This window comes from Nocardia sp. CY15, assembly GCF_009829295.1.
GTDB lineage: Bacteria > Actinomycetota > Actinomycetes > Mycobacteriales > Mycobacteriaceae > Nocardia > Nocardia sputi.
In genome coordinates this window covers 16,621-33,603 of the sequence record NZ_VUOT01000020.1, presented here as the reverse complement: position 1 = coordinate 33,603, position 16,983 = coordinate 16,621, and the positions used below count along the sequence as shown (strand labels likewise).

Below are 16,983 nucleotides of genomic sequence, written 5' to 3'. Positions count from 1 at the left end.
GTAACGGGTTGCGAAGACCGGCTGTCCTTCGCGACGTGCGGCGGGAGAAAGGGGCGTGGACCATGGCGGTATGGCAGGAATCGGGCCGGATAGGATCGTCGGCATGACCGCTGCCGCACAGTTCACCCGTGTTCCGCATCCCGCGCCCCTCGCGGCGCAGCGGCGACAAGAGGTACTGACGGAGCCGGGGTTCGGGCGATACTTCACCGATCACATGGTCTCGATCGATTACCTCGACGGCACGTGGACGAACGCACGGGTGGAGCCGTACGCCCCTTTGGCGTTGGATCCCGCGACCATGGTGTTCCACTACGGCCAGGCCATCTTCGAGGGACTCAAGGCCTACCGCCAGAGCGACGGCAGCGTCTGCTGTTTCCGCATCGACGCCAACGCCGCGCGTTTCCGCAGGTCCGCTCGTCGTATGGCGATGGCCGAGCTGCCGGACGAGCTGTTCATCGAGTCGGTGCGGCAACTGCTCGAGGTGGACCGGGACTGGGTCCCCGCGGCGGGCGGCGAGGAATCGCTGTACCTGCGGCCGTTCATGTTCGCCACCGAGGCCGGGCTCGGTGTGAAGCCCGCCGCGGCGTACAAGTACCTGCTTCTGGGCTCTCCGGCGGGAGCGTATTTCCCGCGTGGCGTGAAGCCGGTGCGGGTCTGGCTGTCCACGGAGTACGTGCGCGCCGCGCCGGGCGGCACCGGCGAGGCGAAGGTCGCGGGCAACTACGCCGCGTCGCTGCTCGCCCAGGCCGAAGCGTCGGCCAAGGGATGCGACCAGGTGGTGTGGCTGGACGCGTGCGAGCGGCGCTATGTCGAGGAAATGGGCACCAACAACCTGTTCTTCGTCTACGGTTCCGGCTCCGAGGCGCGGCTGGTCACACCGGAACTGTCCGGCTCGTTGCTGCCGGGCATCACCCGCGACTCGCTGCTGACCCTCGCAGCCGACTCCGGCTTCCCGGTCGAGGAGCGCAAGATCTCGGTCGAGGAATGGCGCAAGGGCGCCGAATCCGGTGAGATCACCGAGGTTTTCGCCTGCGGCACCGCCGCGGTGATCACCCCGGTCGGTTGGGTGCGTTCCGAGGCGGGCGAATTCACCATCGGAGGCGGAGAGCCCGGCACGGTCACCATGGCTCTGCGCGACACCCTCACCGGCATCCAGCGCGGCACCTTCGCCGACACCCACGGGTGGATGCGTCGGATGTGACGCCGGATGTCACTCAGCCCGGCATCAGCATGTGCCACTGCTCGAGCGTCTGCGGACGCATGACGTAGTTCTTGTCCCGGACAGTCGACAGCGCGGCGCTGGGTTCCTGCGAATACCAGTGGCCCGGGTAGACGACCGGGTCGCCGGAAAGACCGGCCAGGTAGCGCAGGCTGCGGAACATTTCGTCGGAATCGCCACCCGGGAAATCGGTGCGGCCGCAGCCGTCGACGAACAAGGTGTCACCGGCGATCAGGCGGTTGTCGAACAGGAAGCATTGGCTGCCCGGGGTGTGGCCGGGCGTGTGGAGTAATTCGATGTCGAAGGCTCCGACAGTGACCTTGTCGCCGTGCTCGTGGCCGGTCAGTTCGCTCTCGGCGATCCCGGTGACGTTGGCCACCCACGGCAGCTCTTTGGCGTTGACATGCACTGGGACACTTGTCTTTTCGAGCAGCTCGCGCACCCCGCGCAGGGTGAAGCCGAGCATCGTTCCGCCCACGTGATCGGGGTGATGGTGCGTGGCCAGCACGCCGCTGAGCCGTAGACCGTCTCCCTCTGCGATGTCCACCAGATCACCTGCCGCGTAGGCCGGATCGATCACCACGCACTCGCCCGTTTCCCGGTCGCCGATCAGATACGCGAAGTTGCGCATCTGCGTCGCGATCGGATCGCCCACGGCGTAGTCGCGTCCCGACAAGAGCTGGCGAAAATACAGTCGCTCAGAAGACATACCGCCCACCTTATTGCCCGACCCAGACGATCCGCGCGCCACGGCCGGAAAAATTCCAGTGACCCAGACTCTGAGCTCGATTTGAACCGGACCGACGTTCAATTCGGGCATGGAACGGCAACGCCGGTGGCGGGTCAGCCCGGCTGGACGGCGAGGGACAGCACGGCCGCCGTGAGCGCCACGGTGGTCTCGACCGCGGCGCCGAGGACGTCACCGGAGAGTCCGCCGAAGCGCCGGGCGCAGTGGCGGACCAGAACCGTCGAGGCGGCCAGGCCGAGCGCCACGGCCAGCGGGCCGAGCCACGGGCGGCTCGGGACGGCGAAGACGGCTAGGGCGAGCGCGGCCACCGACCAGGACGCCGCCGCGACGGCCGACTGCGTGCCCGCGACCAGGATGCCGAACCCGGTGCCGGGGGCGGCCGGGACGCCCCGGCAGGCGAGGATCACCGCGACGCGGCCGGTCGCCACCGCGAGGGCCACCGCGACCCATCTGCCGGAATCGGCCAAGGCCGCGAACGAGAAGGCCTGCACGCCGATGGCGAACGCGAGTCCCGCCACCCCGAAGGGTCCGGCCCCGCCGCTCTTCATGATCTGCCTGGCCCGCTCCGGCGGCCCGTAACTGCCGAGCCCGTCCAAGGTGTCGGCCAGACCGTCGAGATGCATGCCCCTGGTGATCAACGCCAGCGCGCCGACCACCAACAGCCCGGCCAGCGGAGCGCTCGCCCCGACCCAGCTCAGAGCCCAGAGCAGTCCTGCGGCGCCCGCACCCAGCAGCGCACCGACCAGCGGCGCCAGCAGGATCGCGCGTGCGGCCGCCGACCGATCGACGTCATCCGGCCCGCGGACGGGCAGCACCGTCAGCCAGGAGATCGCCAAGCGAACCCCGTTCATCTCGAGCCCCGTGCGGCGGGCCGTGCTTCGACCGCGTTGCCGGGCGCCTGGTCGATGACCGGCTGCGGTGCCGGGCAGGGATCTGACCAGGCGCGTTGGTTCGCGCACGAAGCTGTCGGCCGGTGCGTCGCGAGGCCGGAGTTCCCGTCGAGCGCCTGCGCCCCGCCCGGCGGGTGGGGGAAGGTGTCGCGGGAACGGGAAGACTTCACTTGCGCAGGTTCGGCGCGGGGCTTGCCGGTTCGGGGTCGGCGGTGCTGACGCCCGCTTCGGCGAAGGTGGACATCTCGGCGAGGGTCGCCACCGCCGAGCGGAGGATCGGGAGGGCGGTGAGGGCGCCGGAGCCTTCGCCGAGGCGCATGCTCAGGTCGACCAGCGGCTCAAGGCGCAACTGTTTCAGTGCGAGGTCGTGCGCCGGTTCGGTGGAGCGGTGCCCGGCCAGCCACCAGGCGCTCGCGCCCGCGGCGAGGTCTTCGGCGACCAGCGCGGCGGCCGTGACGACGACACCGTCGAGGATGACGGGTGTGCGCCGGGTGGCGGCCTGGGCGAGGAACGCGGCCAGCGCGGCGAAATCGGCGCCTCCGGCGACTCGAAGGAGTTCCACCGGGTCCTTGAGCACCGGGCGGGCGCGGCGCATGGCATCGCGGATGGCGGCGACCTTGCGGATCCATCCGGCGTCGTCGACGCCGGTGCCGCGGCCGACCGCCGCGACCGGTTCGGTATCGGTGAGGCTCGCGACGAGCACGGTGGCCGGGGTCGTGTTGCCGATGCCCATGTCCCCCGCGATCAGCAGGTCGGCGCCCCCGTCGATCTCCTCGTCGGCGATGGCGCGGCCCGCGCTGATCGCGGACTCGACCTCCTCGGCGGTGAGCGCGTCCTCGCGATCGATCGCCCCGCTCGAGCGGCGCACCTTGTGCTTGGACACCCGCGGGTCGGTGTCGGCGTCGACGGAGATGTCCGCGACCCGGACCGTCGCGCCTGCCACCGCCGCGAGCGCGTTCACCGCGGCTCCGCCGCCGAGGAAGTTCGCGACCATTTGCGCGGTGACTTCGCTCGGATACGCCGAGACCCCGTGCCGCGCGATTCCGTGATCCCCGGCGAAGACCACGACCCGGGCGCGCTCGAACTGTTTCGGCGGGCAGGTGCCCTGACAGGAGGCAACCCAGTTGCCTAGTTCCTCCAATCGTCCCAGCGCCCCACCGGGTTTGGTCAGTTGCGCCTGCCGCTGCTCGGCCGTCACACGAAACTGTGCGTCCGGAGGCGCTACCGGTCCGAATCCGTGCGTCACTGTCGAGCCTTTCGGTCATGGCGGATCCCGCCGACTACGCCGCCCAATCTTGCCATTGCCCTCTCGTGCCGTCGGCCCCGTGACCTGAACTCGCCACCCCGGTCGCCGGACGGGCGAAATCTCGCCCGGTCCTGGCATGTGCCGCACCACGGGAGAGGGAGCCGGTCCGCGAACGCGCCGTTCGACGCATGAGGAGGCGGGTCCGTGAACGAGCTATTTGAGACGGAGCGGGAGGCCTGCCACGACGAAGAACGCCTCGTCGCAGACTTGAGCCAGGCGCTGGTTGAGGGTGCCGATCTCGTCGCGGAAGAGGCGGCCGGAGCGTGTGGCGGGAATGACGCCCATGCCCACCTCGGGGCTGACGACGACGAGGTCGCCGGTGTAGGCGGCGACGGCCGCGACCAGTGCGTCGGTATCGGGCGAGATCGTGCCCCGTGGGGCGTTCCAGGCGTCGCGCGCGTCGATCCGGGCGGTCAGCCAAGTACCGATGTCATCGATCAGGGTGAAGGGTGGCCGGGGCGGCGTGGGTTCGGTGAGGATTTCCGCCGGATCGGCGTTTTCGACGGTCGACCAGCCCGCAGGCCTTCGGCCGCGGTGCTTGGCGATGCGCTCGGCGAAATCACGGTCGGCGGGGTCGGGCACCGCGGTGGCGAGATAGCGCACGGGGCCGCGCGCCTGGACCGCGAGGTCCTCGGCGAACGCCGACTTCCCGGACCGCGCGCCTCCGAGGACGAAGGTGCTGCGCGGCGCCGCGGACAACGGGGGACTGTCTGACACGGGTGCACGGTATCAATCGAACGGCGGCCTGCCGCGCGTCTCCGGAACCACGCCGCGCTCCCGGTGCCCTATTCGGACACACATCTCGCGGCAGCAGCGCGGCGCGCCGACCATCGACGAAGCCGGGCGCGCGGGCCGATGTCTCGTTCCGCGATCAGGCCGACGTCTCCGGGCTTCGGCCGAAGCGTCGCCGGTATTCGGTGGGGGCGATGCCGACCAGACGTTGGAAGTGGTGGCGCAGGAGGGCGCCGGAGCCGAAGCCGGAGCGGGCGGCGATGCGTTCCAGCCCGAGATCGGTTTCCTCGAGGAGTTGCTTGGCCAGCAGTACGCGCTGGTTGGTAAGCCATTTCACCGGGGTGGTCCCGGTCTCGGCGGCGAAGCGGCGCGCGAAGGTGCGGGTGGACATGTTGGCGCGCATGGCCAGGTTCTCGACCGTGTGGGGTAGGTCGAGATGCTCGTTCATCCACTCCAGGGTCGGGATGAGACTGTCGGAGGTACAGGCGGCGACGGGACGTTCGATGAACTGGCGCTGCCCCCCGTCGCGCTGCGGCGGGACCACCATGCGCCGCGCGATCGCGTTGGCCACGCCGCTGCCGAGCTCACGCCGCACCAGGTGCAGGCAGGCGTCGATTCCGGCGGCGGTGCCCGCGCTGGTGATCAGATCCCCTTCGTCGACGAACAGCACGTCCGGGTCGACGGTCGCCGCGGGGTACTCGGCGGCGAGCTTTTCGACATAACGCCAGTGTGTGGTGCATTTGCGGCCGTCGAGCAGCCCGGCCGCCCCGGCCAGGAAGACGCCGGAACACACGGTGAGCACCGTCGCTCCGGCTGCCGCCGCGTCGCGGACGGCGGTGACGACCCGCGGATCGAATCCGCTGTCGCTGGCGGCGGCCGGAATGGCCACCAGATCGGCCGCCGCCAACTCCGCGAGCCCGTACTCGGGTGTGACCGTGAGTCCGGGGGTTGTCGAGCGCAGCGGGACGCCCGGCTCGGCCCCGCATACCCGGAAATCGAAGGCGGGCAATCCGTCGGCCGTGCGGTCGAGGCCGAAAACCTCACAGACGACGCCGAACTCGAACATGGCCATCCGGTCGGACAGCACCACGGCGACCTTCGACAGCATGTGGTCAGTCTACTGGCCGTATCTTTACGAACAATGTCAGTGCCGCCACTTTCGGCACTAAAGCAGCGTCCGCAAAATTACTGCCATGGTTACTTTTCTCATCTCCCTGGCAGTCATCGTGGCTTTCGCCACTCTCGTCGCCTACGGCACCGGCCGCGCGGGCTCGTCGGATGTCATCGATCGCGACGCCGACCGCGTACGGTCCGAGCTGACGGCGATGCTGGGGCGAAGCGCCCACCATCGCTGACCAGTCCCACGCGCGCATATGCGCGCGCAGGCGCTGGAAAAACTACACAGCGTCGCCCGGGTTGACGCGCGGCTTGGGAGCGCGCATCTTGCGGATCTGGGAGGCGCGGACGAAGGCGTACCAGCCGAGCCGGTACCCGATGTCGGTGGTCTCCGGGAAACGCTCCCTGACCCGGTTGTTCACGACCCGCCCGAGCAAGAAGCCTTCGATGGCCATGAACAGCATCATGACCAGCATGGCGAGCGTGACGATGGTCTGCAGCGCGGGCGCGACGAACATCGACAGGATCAGCACCAGCGCCATCGGCATGAACAGGCCGACCAGGTTGCGCCTGGCGTCGACGATGTCCCGGACGAACGCCCGGACCGGGCCTTGGTCGCGATGCGGCAGGTACTTGTCCTCGCCTGCGAGCATGCGCTCGCGGCGATCCGCGGCGGCTTCGCGCCGTTTGGCGGCCGCGGCCTTGCGGTCTTGCTTGGTGCCCCGCGCGGCCTTGCGCCGGGCGCGAGCTTCCTTCGCGGTGAGCGGAGCGGGTGCTACCGGGCCGCGGCGCTTGCCTTGCGCCTCACGGCGTTTCGGGGTGGGGCGGCCCTTGCCCGCGGTGGACGTGGTTGTCGTGCGGGTGGTGCCCGCGGCCGAGTCGCCGTCCGTGACCACCGTCGATTCGGCGGTCGCGTCGGTGGTGCTGGACTCGCCGCGACGGAACAATTTCACACCGACCAGGCTATTCGATGGGTGTCGCGGCGAGAAATGCGGTCCGATTCGCCGGGAGTGTGCGGGGTCACGGAGGTTGCGTGTCAGAGCGGATCAGGTGGTGGCAAGATGGAGGAATAGCAGCCGGCCGAGTGGTGTTGACCGACACGACCCGTGCGCTGTTCACGGGTTCACCAAAGGTTCCTCGAGGAGAGTTCATGACTGTGCAGAACGAGACCGCCACCCACGGTGTGACTCTGACCGACGCCGCCGCCGCGAAGGCGAAGGCGCTGCTGGACCAGGAGGGTCGCGACGACCTGGCGCTGCGGATCGCGGTGCAGCCGGGTGGTTGTGCCGGCCTGCGCTACCAGCTGTTCTTCGACGACCGCTCGCTCGACGGCGACCTGACCGTCGACTTCGGTGGCGTCACGCTGGCCGTCGACCGGATGAGCGCGCCGTACGTGCAGGGCGCCTCGATCGACTTCGTCGACACCATCGAGAAGCAGGGCTTCACCATCGACAACCCGAACGCCACCGGCTCCTGCGCCTGCGGCGACTCCTTCAACTGAGCGCCCGCGGCCGCGCGTGAGTGTGGCCGAACGCGACGACTGATGCCGCGAGGACATGGGTAACTCGCCGAGTACACCCAACCCGAGGGGCGCCGAAAGCGGGACCTGAGCGCGCATTTCGCGTCACGGGACCCGTACGGCCTGCAGACCCGGCGAGGCGGATCAGCTACGGTGAGACCGGGACTCGCGTCCCGGTCTGCACCGCTTGCCGCCTACCGTTGAAGGGGCCCAGCCACGTGTCCATCGCCGTTTCCGCGTCCATCGCGACCGACCATCTCATGCGTTTTCCCGGACGGTTCGCCGACGTACTGCTGGCCGATCAGCTCGACCATGTCTCGCTGAGCTTCCTTGTCGATGATCTGCAGATCCGTCGGGGCGGTGTCGGCGGCAACATCGTTTACGCCATGGGCCTGCTCAACCGCGCGCCCCTGCTCGTCGGCGCCGTGGGGGCCGATTTCGGCGAGTACCGCGCCTGGCTGGAGAAGCACGGCGTCGACTGCTCCACCGTGCTGGTGTCCGATCGCGCCCACACCGCCCGTTTCGTCTGCACCACCGACGACGACATGGCCCAGATCGCGTCGTTCTACCCCGGCGCGATGATTGAGGCCCGCGACATCTCTATCGCCGAGCTCGCCGAGACCCGGGATCTGGATCTGGTCCTGGTCGGGGCCAACGACCCGGAGGCGATGCTTCGCCACACCGCCGAGTGCCGTGAGCTCGGCATCCCATTCGCCGCCGATCCCTCCCAGCAGCTGGCTCGCTTGGACGGTGACCAGTCCGTGCAGCTGATCGACGGCGCCACCTACCTGTTCACCAACAAGTACGAGTGGGCGCTGCTGTTGCAGAAGACGGGCCTGAGCGAGGAAGAGGTCGCGTCGAAGGTCGGCATCCGCGTCACCACCCTCGGCCCGGAAGGTGTGCGGATCGTCGACCGCGACGGCACCGAGGTGACCGTCGGCGTGGTGCCCGAGATCGAGAAGGTCGAGCCGACCGGCGTCGGCGACGCCTTCCGCGCCGGCTTCCTCACCGCCCACACCGCCGGGCTCAGCCTGGAGCGTTCCGCTCAACTGGGTTCGCTGATCGCCGTGCTCGTGCTGGAGACCATGGGCACGCAGGAGTGGACGCTGAACAAGGAGTCGGCTCTGGAGCGTCTCACCCTGGCCTACGGTCCGGAGGCCGCTGCCGACCTCAAGCCCCTGCTGTGACCTGGTAGAGACGCCGAAGGCGCGCACCCCAGCCGGGTGCGCGCCTTCGTCTGTTCCCGGGTCAGAGCGAGACGGGGTAGACCGGCTCCTGGATGTCCGGCTTGATCCGGTTCTCGACGAAGATGCCGTGCCACACCATGAACACCAGCAGCGTCCACAGCCTGCGGCTGTGGTCGGCGGTCCCGGCCCGGTGCGCGACCAGCATCTCGCTGATCGCGGCCTTGTTCAGCAGGTGGTCGGTCTGCGACTCGGCGATCTGCTGCTGCGCCCAGTCGTAGAGTTCGGTGCCGCGCAGCCAGTGCCGCAGCGGAACCGGGAAGCCGAGCTTGGCGCGGTGCAGCACGTGCGGCGGCACGATGCCCTCCAGCGCCTGACGCAGCGCGTACTTCGTGGTCTCCTTGGTGATCTTCTGGTCGAACGGCAGACCCTCGGCGACCTTCAGCACCTCGGCGTCCAGGAACGGCACGCGCAGTTCCAGCGAGTTGGCCATGGTCATCTTGTCGGCCTTGACCAGGATGTCGCCGCGCAGCCAGGTAAACAGGTCCAGGTGCTGCATCCGGGCCACCGGGTCCCAGCCACGCGACTGGGCATACAGCGGCGCGGTGACGTCCTGGTGCGTCCACTCCGGCCGGAACTCGCGCAGCACGGCCCGCAGTTGGGCGTCGTTGAAGCTGCGCGCGTTGCCGTAGTAACGCTCCTCCAAGGTGAGTGAACCGCGATGCAGCAGGCTCTTGCCCCTGGTGCCCTCCGGAATACGGTCCGACAGCTTGCCCGCCAGCCTGCGCAAGCCACGGGGCAGCTTCTCGAAGGGTTTCAGCGACAACGGCTCGCGGTAGATGGTGTATCCGCCGAACAGTTCGTCGGCGCCCTCACCGGAGAGGACCACCTTGACGTGCTTGCGCGCCTCCTTGGCGACGAAGTACAGCGGGACCAGCGCCGGATCGGCCACCGGGTCGTCGAGGTACCAGACGATCTCCGGGATCGCCTCGGCGAACTCGGCGGGGGAGACCACCTTCACGATGTGGCGCGCGCCGATCGCCTCGGCGCTCTCGGCGGCCACGTCCACCTCCGAGTAGCCCTCGCGCTCGAACCCGGTGGTGAAGGTGATCAGCTTCGGGTTGTGCCGCATTGCCAGCGCGGCGACCGCGGTGGAGTCGATGCCGCCGGAGAGGAACGAGCCCACCGTCACATCGGCGCGCATGTGCTTGGCGACGGAGTCCTCGAGCGCCGCGGCGATCTCCCGGTAGCGCGCCGCCGCCGAACCGGAGGTGAACGGCCGCACGGAGAACTTCGGCGTGAAGTAGCGGGTGACGGCCGGAGCCGCGCCAGGTCGCACGGTGGCGTAACTGCCCGATTCCAGCCTTCGCACGTCTTTGTGCAGCGTCTCCGGTTCCGGCACGTACTGCAGCACCGTGTAGTGCTCGAGCGCCCGCGGGTCCAGCGCGTCGCTCAACCCCAGCGCGGGCAGCAGTTCCAGCAGGCTCTTCTTCTCGCTGCCGAAGGCGGTGCCGCCCGGCCCGGTGGCCAGGAACAGCGGCTTGATGCCGAACGGGTCGCGGGCCAGGAACAACTCCTGGGTCACGGTGTCCCAGATCGCGAAGGCGAACATGCCGCGCAGCCGCCGCACCGCCTCCGGACCCCAGTAGTGGAACGCCGCGACGATGGCCTCGCTGTCGCCTTGGGTCCGGAAGATCTTGCCGTCGGGGAATTCGGCGGCGTGCGCGTCCGTGAGTTCCGCCCGCAGCTCCAGGTAGTTGTAGATCTCGCCGTTGAAGGTGAGCGCGTAGCGCTCGGGCTGCTCCGGCGGGCCCCAGCGCAGCGGCTGGTGCGAGTGCTCGATGTCGATGATCGACAGGCGGTTGAAACCGAAGATCACGCGGTCGTCGTGCCAGGTACCGCGCTCGTCCGGGCCGCGGTGACGCACGCAGTGCAAGGCCTCGTAGACCTGCTCCACCGTGCCAGGTGCCGCCTCGTCAGATGCCAGGAATCCGAGCAGTCCACACACGGCGTCGGCAACCTCATTTCTCGCAGTCGGGATACGCGTTCACCGGATGGAACGCAAGGGGACGAAATCTAGTGTCCGAGTATGCCGCACCCACGGGATCCGCGCGTCGTGCGCATCACGTCCCGGCCGGAATCGCTGGTGACGGTGACCCGTGCGCGCCCGGTGGGATGTCGAAGCCGACCCGACGACAAAGGGGAGGCGCGTTTGGTCTACGCTCCGTAGTACTCAGGTCTCTCTCAGGCGACCCGCGCGAACGCGCTGGCCCTGGAGTGCCCTGAAATGAGCTTTGAACGTATCGTCGGGGCCGATCGCAGCCCTGAGGATGCACTGTCGAAATGTGTGGCGACCAGGAAGGCGTGAGCGTGGCGCACAAGGCGAGCGAAGAGATCGGGGCACGACCCGCCCGGGGTCGGCGGTATTCACCCGCCCCGCCGGCTCCGCGGGCCTACCGTCCCCAGGGCCGCATCCTCCGGCGGGCCGGGCTGGCGGTGTCCTTGGGGATCACCGCGCTGCTCGTCTCGGGCTGCTCGATCGACAATGTCTGGCTGCGGTTCGGCTGGCCCTCGGGTGTCACGCCGCAGGCCACCCGGATGCGGGAACTGTGGACCTGGTCGGTCGTCGCCGCGCTGGCGATGGGCGTGCTGGTCTGGGGCCTGACCTTCTGGACCGTCGCCTTCCACCGCAAGAAGGCGGACTCCCCGGAGTTCCCGCGCCAGACCGGCTACAACGTGCCCTTGGAGCTGACCTACACGGCGATCCCGTTCGTCATCATCGCGGTGCTGTTCTACTTCACCGTGGTCGTGCAGAACTACGTGCACGAGAAGGTGGCCGACCCCGATGTCACGGTCGATGTCACCGCGTTCCAGTGGAACTGGAAGTTCGGCTACCGCAACGTCGACTTCAAGGACGGCTACAAGTTCGACGGCATCGACACCACGCGTGAGGCGCTGAGCCAGGAACAGCTCGACGAGTACGAGGAGCGGACCAAGAACGGTCACCCGCAGCCGGGCCCGGTGCACGGTAAGCCGGAGAACGACATCCTCTCCTACCTGCACTACGACAAGGTCGAGACGATCGGCTCCAGCAGCGAGATCCCGGTGCTGGTGCTGCCGACCGGCAAGGTCATCGAGTTCCAGCTCGCCGCCGCCGACGTGATCCACGCCTTCTGGGTGCCGGAGTTCCTGTTCAAGCGCGACGTGATGCCGAACCCGAAGGAAAACCAGTCCGACAACGTCTTCCAGATCACGAAGATCGAGAAGGAGGGGGCGTTCGTCGGCCGCTGCGCCGAGATGTGCGGCACCTACCACTCGATGATGAACTTCGAGGTCCGCGCGGTTACGCCGGAGAAGTTCACCAAGTACCTGGACGCGCGCCAGGCGGGCAAGACCAACGCCGAGGCGCTCGAGTCCATCGGCGAGTCCCCCGTCGCCACCTCCACCACGCCGTTCAACACCAGGCGCGACGTCAAGAGCGCGGCCTCGGCCGAGAGCAAGTGAGGATTTGATCTGACATGAAGATCGAAGCGCGGATTTTCGAACTGCTCACGGTGTTCTTCGTCATCGTGGCGGTGGTCTACGGCTTCTTCACCGGCCAGTCGCGCACCGGCGTCGAGTGGGCGGGCACCACGGCCACCGTGCTGACCGCGGGCCTGTCGCTGATCATCGGCACCTACTTCCGGTTCGTCGCACGTCGTGTCGACCTGCGCCCGGAGGACTACGAGGACGCCGAGATCGTGGACGGCGCCGGTGACCTGGGCTTCTTCTCGCCCGGCAGCTTCTGGCCGATCACCTTGGCCGCCGCCGGTTCGGTGACGGCTCTCGGCCTGGCGTTCTTCCAGTTCTGGCTGATCGGCATCGGCGTCGTCTGCGTCCTGGCCGCCGCCGCCGGTCTGGTGTTCGAGTACTATCTCGGGCCGGAAAAGCACTGAGCTGAAGACGCGCAGAGCGCCCCATCGGAATTCCGGTGGGGCGCTCTGCTCGTATTTCACGGGTCAGCAGCGTGCGTGCGCAACCCCAACCAGGGTGCGCGGCGACTCATCCGTGCCGAAGAAGCACAGAGCCGAGATCCGCCGCTCGAGCCGAGCAGGTCGGCCGCTCACCTCGAGAACGGTCGCGGTGCGGCCTGGCTCGCGGTCGCGGGTCGGCGGGCCGGTCTGGATCGAATCCGCAGGCTGCCACCCGTTCACACGTCTGCGCGCTCAGGTAGCGAGCTCACCGCTGGTCGCAACCACACCAGCTCAACCACAGGTTCCGAGCGAAGCGAGACCGAGCATTGTCCGTTCGCGGCCCGGCTCGCGTCCGAGTGGCCGCCGCGTCCGCGACGAAGTCGCCAGCGGCGGTCGCTCGGACGCGAGCCCCAAGGGGGCCGCGAACACGCAGCGCCGAAGGCGCTGCAAAATCACTCGGCCTCGTACCGCAGCGCGTTCTCCGAGCGGCAGATCTCCTCGATTCCGGACATGATGTCGCGCAGCAGTTCGGAGGGCAGTGCGGCGGGGCGCAGGCGGCAGGTGAAGGTGATCAGGCCGTGGTCTTCGGGGGGCAGGCCGCGGGCGGCGGATTCCGCGCGCAGGTAGCGCGAGCGCACGCCGTAGGTCATCGCCGAGATGACGGTGAAGCAGCCCGTGCGTTCCCGGTGCCCGGCGAACAGATCGTGGAGGCGGTAGAACACCGACGTATAGCTCGACAGGGGCGCGAAAACGCCTACCCGGTAGGCGGGACCACGCTCGGACGAGCTGAGGGCTGTGTCGGCCAGATATTCGGCATCGCGCAGGGTCTGGACCTTCGGCGCGAACAACACCGCGCCGGCGGCCGCGTTGCGCACCGGCATGCCCGCCTTTCCGGGTGCGGCGGAGGCGATGGCACCGAGGGATTTCCGCGCCCGCGACCCGACCTCGCGCCGAGCGCGCAGTCCTCGGGTCGGCGCGGTGGGGTACAGGCTCGACCACTGTCCGAAGCGCACCGTGCCCAGCTGCACGTGGCCGGTGCCGACCGGACGCGCCACCTTCAGCGGCGCGGTGTCGACCCAGCGGCCGACTTGCAGCTCGGCGTTGCCGGGCCGGGCGATCTCCGCGTAGGCGTGTTCGACGAAGGAGTCGAAGTCGAGGAACCGGTCGGCGTCGGTGGTCAGCCAGGTGCGGTCCTTGTCGATCTCGATCGCGTCCAGCGTGAGCGCGGTGATGATGCCGGCGCGCCCGCCCGCGCCGAGGATGCGCCCGAAGCGCTCGGTGTGGTGGGTGCGCCCGCAGGTGCCGATGCGCCCGTCGGTGTCCACGTACTCCAGATCGACGATCTGGTCGATGAACAGGCCGTGCTTGTGCGAGGCCGCGCTGACGCCGCCGACCGAGGCGAAGCCGCCCGCGGTGATGTCTCGGTGGTCGCCGACGACGGGCAGGCCCAGACCGTGCGCACCGAGCCTGCGGTCGATGTCGGACAGTTTGGCGCCCGCCTGCACCCGGACGGTGCGCCGGCCCAGGTTGATGTCCAGCACCTGATTCATCCGGCGCAGCGACACCACGGTCGGCTGGGCGGGCAGCGTGAGCCCCTCGTCGAGCAGCTCTCCACCGCGCACCATCAGCCGTTCCGATCGGCCGCGTGAATCCCGTACCGTGCGAACGACATCGGCGGTGTCCCGGGGGAGGTATTCCTCGGCGTTGGAGACAGTTTGCGGCGTGCTCATGGCCCAAAAGCTAACCACAGCGCGGCCCGCGCCGCTTCCCCGAACTCGGGGGCTATCGCGAGGCGGGCGCAAGGCTCTTGCTGAACAGGACGGATCCGGCGGCATCGCACAGGTCGACGGTCAGTTCCCTCGACCTTCCGTCGATGCGCACCTCGCCGAAATGCTGAAAGCCGTCCAGCGGCGAACTGTTCTGCGCCGGCGGCGCGTGGACGTAGACCGCTTCCGGGCCGAATGTCCCGTCCAGCTGGTTCGGGCCGAACGCGCCCGCGTTCAGCGGACCGGAGACGAACTCCCAGAACTCGTCGAAGTCGGTGAAGGCCGCGCGCTCGGGCGAATAGCGGTGCGCCGCCGTGTAGTGCACGTCGGCGGTGAGCCACACGACGCCGGTCACTTCGTTCGCCTTGATCGACGACAGCACCTGCGCGATCTCGCGTTCCCGGCCCGACGGCGCACCGGGGTCGCCGTTGGCGGAGCCTTCGTAGGCGGTGGTGTTCTTCTGTTCGCCGTCCGGGACGATCACGCCGAGGGGCAAGTCGTTGGCGATGATCTTCCAGGTGGCGGTGGACGCGCGCAGGCCGTCGATCAGCCATTGCGTCTGCGCCGGGCCGAGAATGCGGCCGTTGGGTCCGTTGTTGGCGTCGTTGGCGTCCTTGTTCGTGCGCATGTCCAGCACGAAGACGTCGAGCAGCGGACCGTAGGCGATCTTGCGATACAGGCGACCGTCCACCGCTTCTCTCGGCTCCAGCGGCATCCACTCGTGAAAGGCTTGCCACGAGCGGGCGGCGAGGGTGTCCATGCCGCGTTCGGTGTAGCCCTTGGATTCGGCGACGAGTCCGCCGGGGTACCAGTTGTTCACCGTCTCGTGGTCGTCCCACTGCACCACTTGGGCGACCGAGTTGTTGAAGCGGCGGTAGTTCTCGTCGGTCAGGTTGTAGGCGTAGTTACCGCGGAATTGGTCCAATGTCTGCGCGACAGCGCTTTTCGCCTCGCTTACGATATTGCGCCAGATCCGTCCGTCGGGCAGGGCCACCGATTCCTTCAGCGGTCCGTCGGCGTAGATGGAGTCGCCGGAGTGCAGGAACAGGTGCGGGTCGCGGGCGGCCATGGTGGCGAAGATCGTCATACCGCCCAGGTCGGGGTTGATGCCGTAGCCCTGGCCCGCGACGTCGCCGGACCACTGGAGCCTGATGTCCGCCGCGGCGGTGGGCGCGGTGCGGAAGACGCCGGTGACCGGTTCGGAGGTGGCGTCGTCCTCGCCTCGCAGGGTCACCCGGTAGTGCACCAGCTGTCCCGCGGGCAGCCCGTCGACCCGCACCCGGCCGGTGCCGTCGGAATCCGGTGTGAGCAACGGACCGGTGAAACGCTTGGCGTCGGTGAACGATTCCGTGGCGGCGGTTTCCACGATCAACGTGGCGGGACGATCGGCGCGGGCCCAGATCAGTGCGCCGTCCGCGCGTGGGTCGCCCACCGCTACGCCGTGCGTGAGCACCGGTCGCGGCCGGACCAGCCCGGGGCCGCTGTCCGGAGCGCATGCCGCCAGCGCCGGGGCTGCGACGAGTCCGAGCGCGGAGGCCCGTAAGACGGTGCGCCGGGATGGTCCTGAGCCAGTCATGTGGGACACCTTGGCGCAACTACGTCAACGCCACGTGAACGGGCTGGGTCCGTGCGGCCAATAGGCGCTCGGCCTCAGTGCTTCTCGCTGTCGCGTTATCGCTCGCTCAGCGTATCGCCCGGGGCCGGACACGAAACGGCCCCGAGACCGTGCGGTCTCGGGGCCGGAGACGAACTGGATCAGCCCGCGGCGGTGTCGGGAATGCGGACGGACACGGCCGCGGGGCGGCTGCCGCTGGGTACGCCCTCCTTCAGGCTGTGCGCGTAGACGTCGACGTACTCCTGACCGGTGAGCCGCATGAGTTCGTACATGACCTCGTCGGTGACGGCGCGTTCGACGAAGCGGTTGCCGCCCATGCCCTCGTAGCGGGAGAAATCGATGGGCTCGCCGAACTTGACGGTGACCTTCCTGCGGCGCCAGCGGAACGGCCCGGGGGGGCTGACCTGGTCGGTGCCGATGACGGCGACCGGGATGACGGGAACGCCGGTCTCCAGCGCCAGGCGGGCCAGGCCCGTCTTGCCCTTGTACAGGCGGCCGTCGGGGGAGCGGGTGCCCTCCGGGTAGAGGCCGACCAAGCGGCCCTGGTCGAGCAGCTTGCGGGCGGCGTTCAGCGCGTCCTCGGCGGCGTCGGCGCCGCTGCGGTCGATCGGGTACTGGCCCGAGGCGCTGAAGAAGAACTTCTGGAACCGGCCCTTGATGCCGGGGGTGTTGAAATACTCGGCCTTGGCGAGGTAGTTGATCCGCCGCGGACTCAGCAACGGAGCGAACAACCAATCGGCGAAGGAGAGGTGGTTACCCGCCATAATGGCCGGCCCGTCCGCCGGAATGTTCTCCACACCCTCGACCGTAGGCCGATTGTAGAGATGAATGAACGGTCCCAGCAGCACGAACTTCAGCAGCCAGTAGAACATGACGTCCTTCCCCCGGGACCGGGATAGTAGCGGGCACCTGCGTCAAATCCCGACTTTACCGTT

At 68.7% G+C, this 16,983-nt stretch carries 16 protein-coding genes; 6 read left to right on the top strand and 10 right to left on the bottom strand.

The window, feature by feature from the left end:
* Positions 1-103: 103 nt before the first annotated feature.
* A complete protein-coding gene (locus GVY39_RS21030) occupies positions 104-1,201 on the top strand; it encodes a branched-chain amino acid aminotransferase (RefSeq protein ID WP_159927161.1) in 1,098 nt (365 codons plus the stop codon).
* Between the two features lie 13 nt (positions 1,202-1,214).
* Here GVY39_RS21030 and GVY39_RS21025 read toward each other — a convergent pair whose 3' ends face one another.
* From GVY39_RS21025 to GVY39_RS21005, 5 genes are all read right to left on the bottom strand, one after another.
* Positions 1,215-1,928: an MBL fold metallo-hydrolase gene (locus tag GVY39_RS21025; RefSeq protein ID WP_159927382.1), complete on the bottom strand. Its 714-nt coding sequence runs from the start codon at positions 1,926-1,928 to the stop codon at positions 1,215-1,217.
* A gap of 134 nt (positions 1,929-2,062) precedes the next feature.
* Entirely contained in the window at positions 2,063-2,818 is a 756-nt protein-coding gene (locus GVY39_RS21020; protein WP_159927159.1) for an adenosylcobinamide-GDP ribazoletransferase, read from the bottom strand.
* 205 nt (positions 2,819-3,023) lie between these two features.
* Positions 3,024-4,103 carry a nicotinate-nucleotide--dimethylbenzimidazole phosphoribosyltransferase gene (gene cobT / locus GVY39_RS21015; protein WP_159927157.1) on the bottom strand — a complete coding sequence of 360 codons (1,080 nt, stop codon included), beginning with the start codon at positions 4,101-4,103 and terminating at the stop codon, positions 3,024-3,026.
* 213 nt (positions 4,104-4,316) lie between these two features.
* Complete coding sequence (cobU, locus tag GVY39_RS21010; RefSeq protein WP_159927155.1) at positions 4,317-4,880, bottom strand: bifunctional adenosylcobinamide kinase/adenosylcobinamide-phosphate guanylyltransferase; 564 nt, start codon at positions 4,878-4,880, stop codon at positions 4,317-4,319.
* 154 nt (positions 4,881-5,034) lie between these two features.
* Positions 5,035-6,003, bottom strand: a complete 969-nt coding sequence (locus GVY39_RS21005; protein WP_159927153.1) for a helix-turn-helix domain-containing protein — start codon at positions 6,001-6,003, stop codon at positions 5,035-5,037.
* 85 nt (positions 6,004-6,088) lie between these two features.
* Between GVY39_RS21005 and GVY39_RS21000 the strand changes: the two genes are divergently transcribed.
* A complete protein-coding gene (locus GVY39_RS21000) occupies positions 6,089-6,250 on the top strand; it encodes a hypothetical protein (RefSeq protein ID WP_159927151.1) in 162 nt (53 codons plus the stop codon).
* 42 nt (positions 6,251-6,292) lie between these two features.
* On the opposite strand, the gene GVY39_RS20995 is transcribed toward GVY39_RS21000, so the two are convergent.
* Complete coding sequence (locus GVY39_RS20995; RefSeq protein ID WP_159927149.1) at positions 6,293-6,964, bottom strand: DUF3043 domain-containing protein; 672 nt, start codon at positions 6,962-6,964, stop codon at positions 6,293-6,295.
* 197 nt (positions 6,965-7,161) lie between these two features.
* Between GVY39_RS20995 and GVY39_RS20990 the strand changes: the two genes are divergently transcribed.
* Positions 7,162-7,512 (top strand): iron-sulfur cluster assembly accessory protein, encoded by a 351-nt coding sequence (locus tag GVY39_RS20990; RefSeq protein WP_039797033.1) that lies wholly within the window; start codon positions 7,162-7,164, stop codon positions 7,510-7,512.
* Positions 7,513-7,748: 236 nt separating this feature from the next.
* Positions 7,749-8,717, top strand: coding sequence for a carbohydrate kinase family protein (locus GVY39_RS20985; RefSeq protein ID WP_159927147.1), 969 nt, complete (start codon positions 7,749-7,751; stop codon positions 8,715-8,717).
* Between the two features lie 61 nt (positions 8,718-8,778).
* Here GVY39_RS20985 and asnB read toward each other — a convergent pair whose 3' ends face one another.
* Complete coding sequence (asnB, locus tag GVY39_RS20980; protein WP_159927145.1) at positions 8,779-10,722, bottom strand: asparagine synthase (glutamine-hydrolyzing); 1,944 nt, start codon at positions 10,720-10,722, stop codon at positions 8,779-8,781.
* Between the two features lie 464 nt (positions 10,723-11,186).
* On the opposite strand from asnB, the gene GVY39_RS20975 reads away from it, so the two are divergent.
* Entirely contained in the window at positions 11,187-12,218 is a 1,032-nt protein-coding gene (locus tag GVY39_RS20975) for a cytochrome c oxidase subunit II (RefSeq protein WP_159927380.1), read from the top strand.
* Between the two features lie 14 nt (positions 12,219-12,232).
* Positions 12,233-12,649, top strand: a complete 417-nt coding sequence (locus GVY39_RS20970; protein ID WP_159927143.1) for a cytochrome c oxidase subunit 4 — start codon at positions 12,233-12,235, stop codon at positions 12,647-12,649.
* A gap of 470 nt (positions 12,650-13,119) precedes the next feature.
* Here GVY39_RS20970 and GVY39_RS20965 read toward each other — a convergent pair whose 3' ends face one another.
* From GVY39_RS20965 to GVY39_RS20955, 3 genes are all read right to left on the bottom strand, one after another.
* Positions 13,120-14,397, bottom strand: coding sequence for an FAD-binding oxidoreductase (locus GVY39_RS20965; protein ID WP_159927141.1), 1,278 nt, complete (start codon positions 14,395-14,397; stop codon positions 13,120-13,122).
* Positions 14,398-14,449: 52 nt separating this feature from the next.
* Positions 14,450-16,009 carry an alkaline phosphatase gene (locus GVY39_RS20960; protein ID WP_159927139.1) on the bottom strand — a complete coding sequence of 520 codons (1,560 nt, stop codon included), beginning with the start codon at positions 16,007-16,009 and terminating at the stop codon, positions 14,450-14,452.
* Between the two features lie 179 nt (positions 16,010-16,188).
* Entirely contained in the window at positions 16,189-16,920 is a 732-nt protein-coding gene (locus GVY39_RS20955) for a 1-acyl-sn-glycerol-3-phosphate acyltransferase (protein ID WP_159927137.1), read from the bottom strand.
* Between the last annotated feature and the right edge of the window lie 63 nt (positions 16,921-16,983).

What these genes read in the sequence shown, in the direction of transcription:
- GVY39_RS21030 (WP_159927161.1), top strand. Translation starts at nt 104, where the DNA reads ATGACCGCTGCCGCACAGTTCACCCGTGTTCCGCATCCCGCGCCCCTC.
- GVY39_RS21025 (WP_159927382.1), bottom strand. Translation starts at nt 1,928, where the DNA reads ATGTCTTCTGAGCGACTGTATTTTCGCCAGCTCTTGTCGGGACGCGAC.
- GVY39_RS21020 (WP_159927159.1), bottom strand. Translation starts at nt 2,818, where the DNA reads ATGAACGGGGTTCGCTTGGCGATCTCCTGGCTGACGGTGCTGCCCGTC.
- GVY39_RS21005 (WP_159927153.1), bottom strand. Translation starts at nt 6,003, where the DNA reads ATGCTGTCGAAGGTCGCCGTGGTGCTGTCCGACCGGATGGCCATGTTC.
- GVY39_RS21000 (WP_159927151.1), top strand. Translation starts at nt 6,089, where the DNA reads ATGGTTACTTTTCTCATCTCCCTGGCAGTCATCGTGGCTTTCGCCACT.
- GVY39_RS20990 (WP_039797033.1), top strand. Translation starts at nt 7,162, where the DNA reads ATGACTGTGCAGAACGAGACCGCCACCCACGGTGTGACTCTGACCGAC.
- GVY39_RS20970 (WP_159927143.1), top strand. Translation starts at nt 12,233, where the DNA reads ATGAAGATCGAAGCGCGGATTTTCGAACTGCTCACGGTGTTCTTCGTC.
- GVY39_RS20965 (WP_159927141.1), bottom strand. Translation starts at nt 14,397, where the DNA reads ATGAGCACGCCGCAAACTGTCTCCAACGCCGAGGAATACCTCCCCCGG.
- GVY39_RS20960 (WP_159927139.1), bottom strand. Translation starts at nt 16,009, where the DNA reads ATGACTGGCTCAGGACCATCCCGGCGCACCGTCTTACGGGCCTCCGCG.
- GVY39_RS20955 (WP_159927137.1), bottom strand. Translation starts at nt 16,920, where the DNA reads ATGTTCTACTGGCTGCTGAAGTTCGTGCTGCTGGGACCGTTCATTCAT.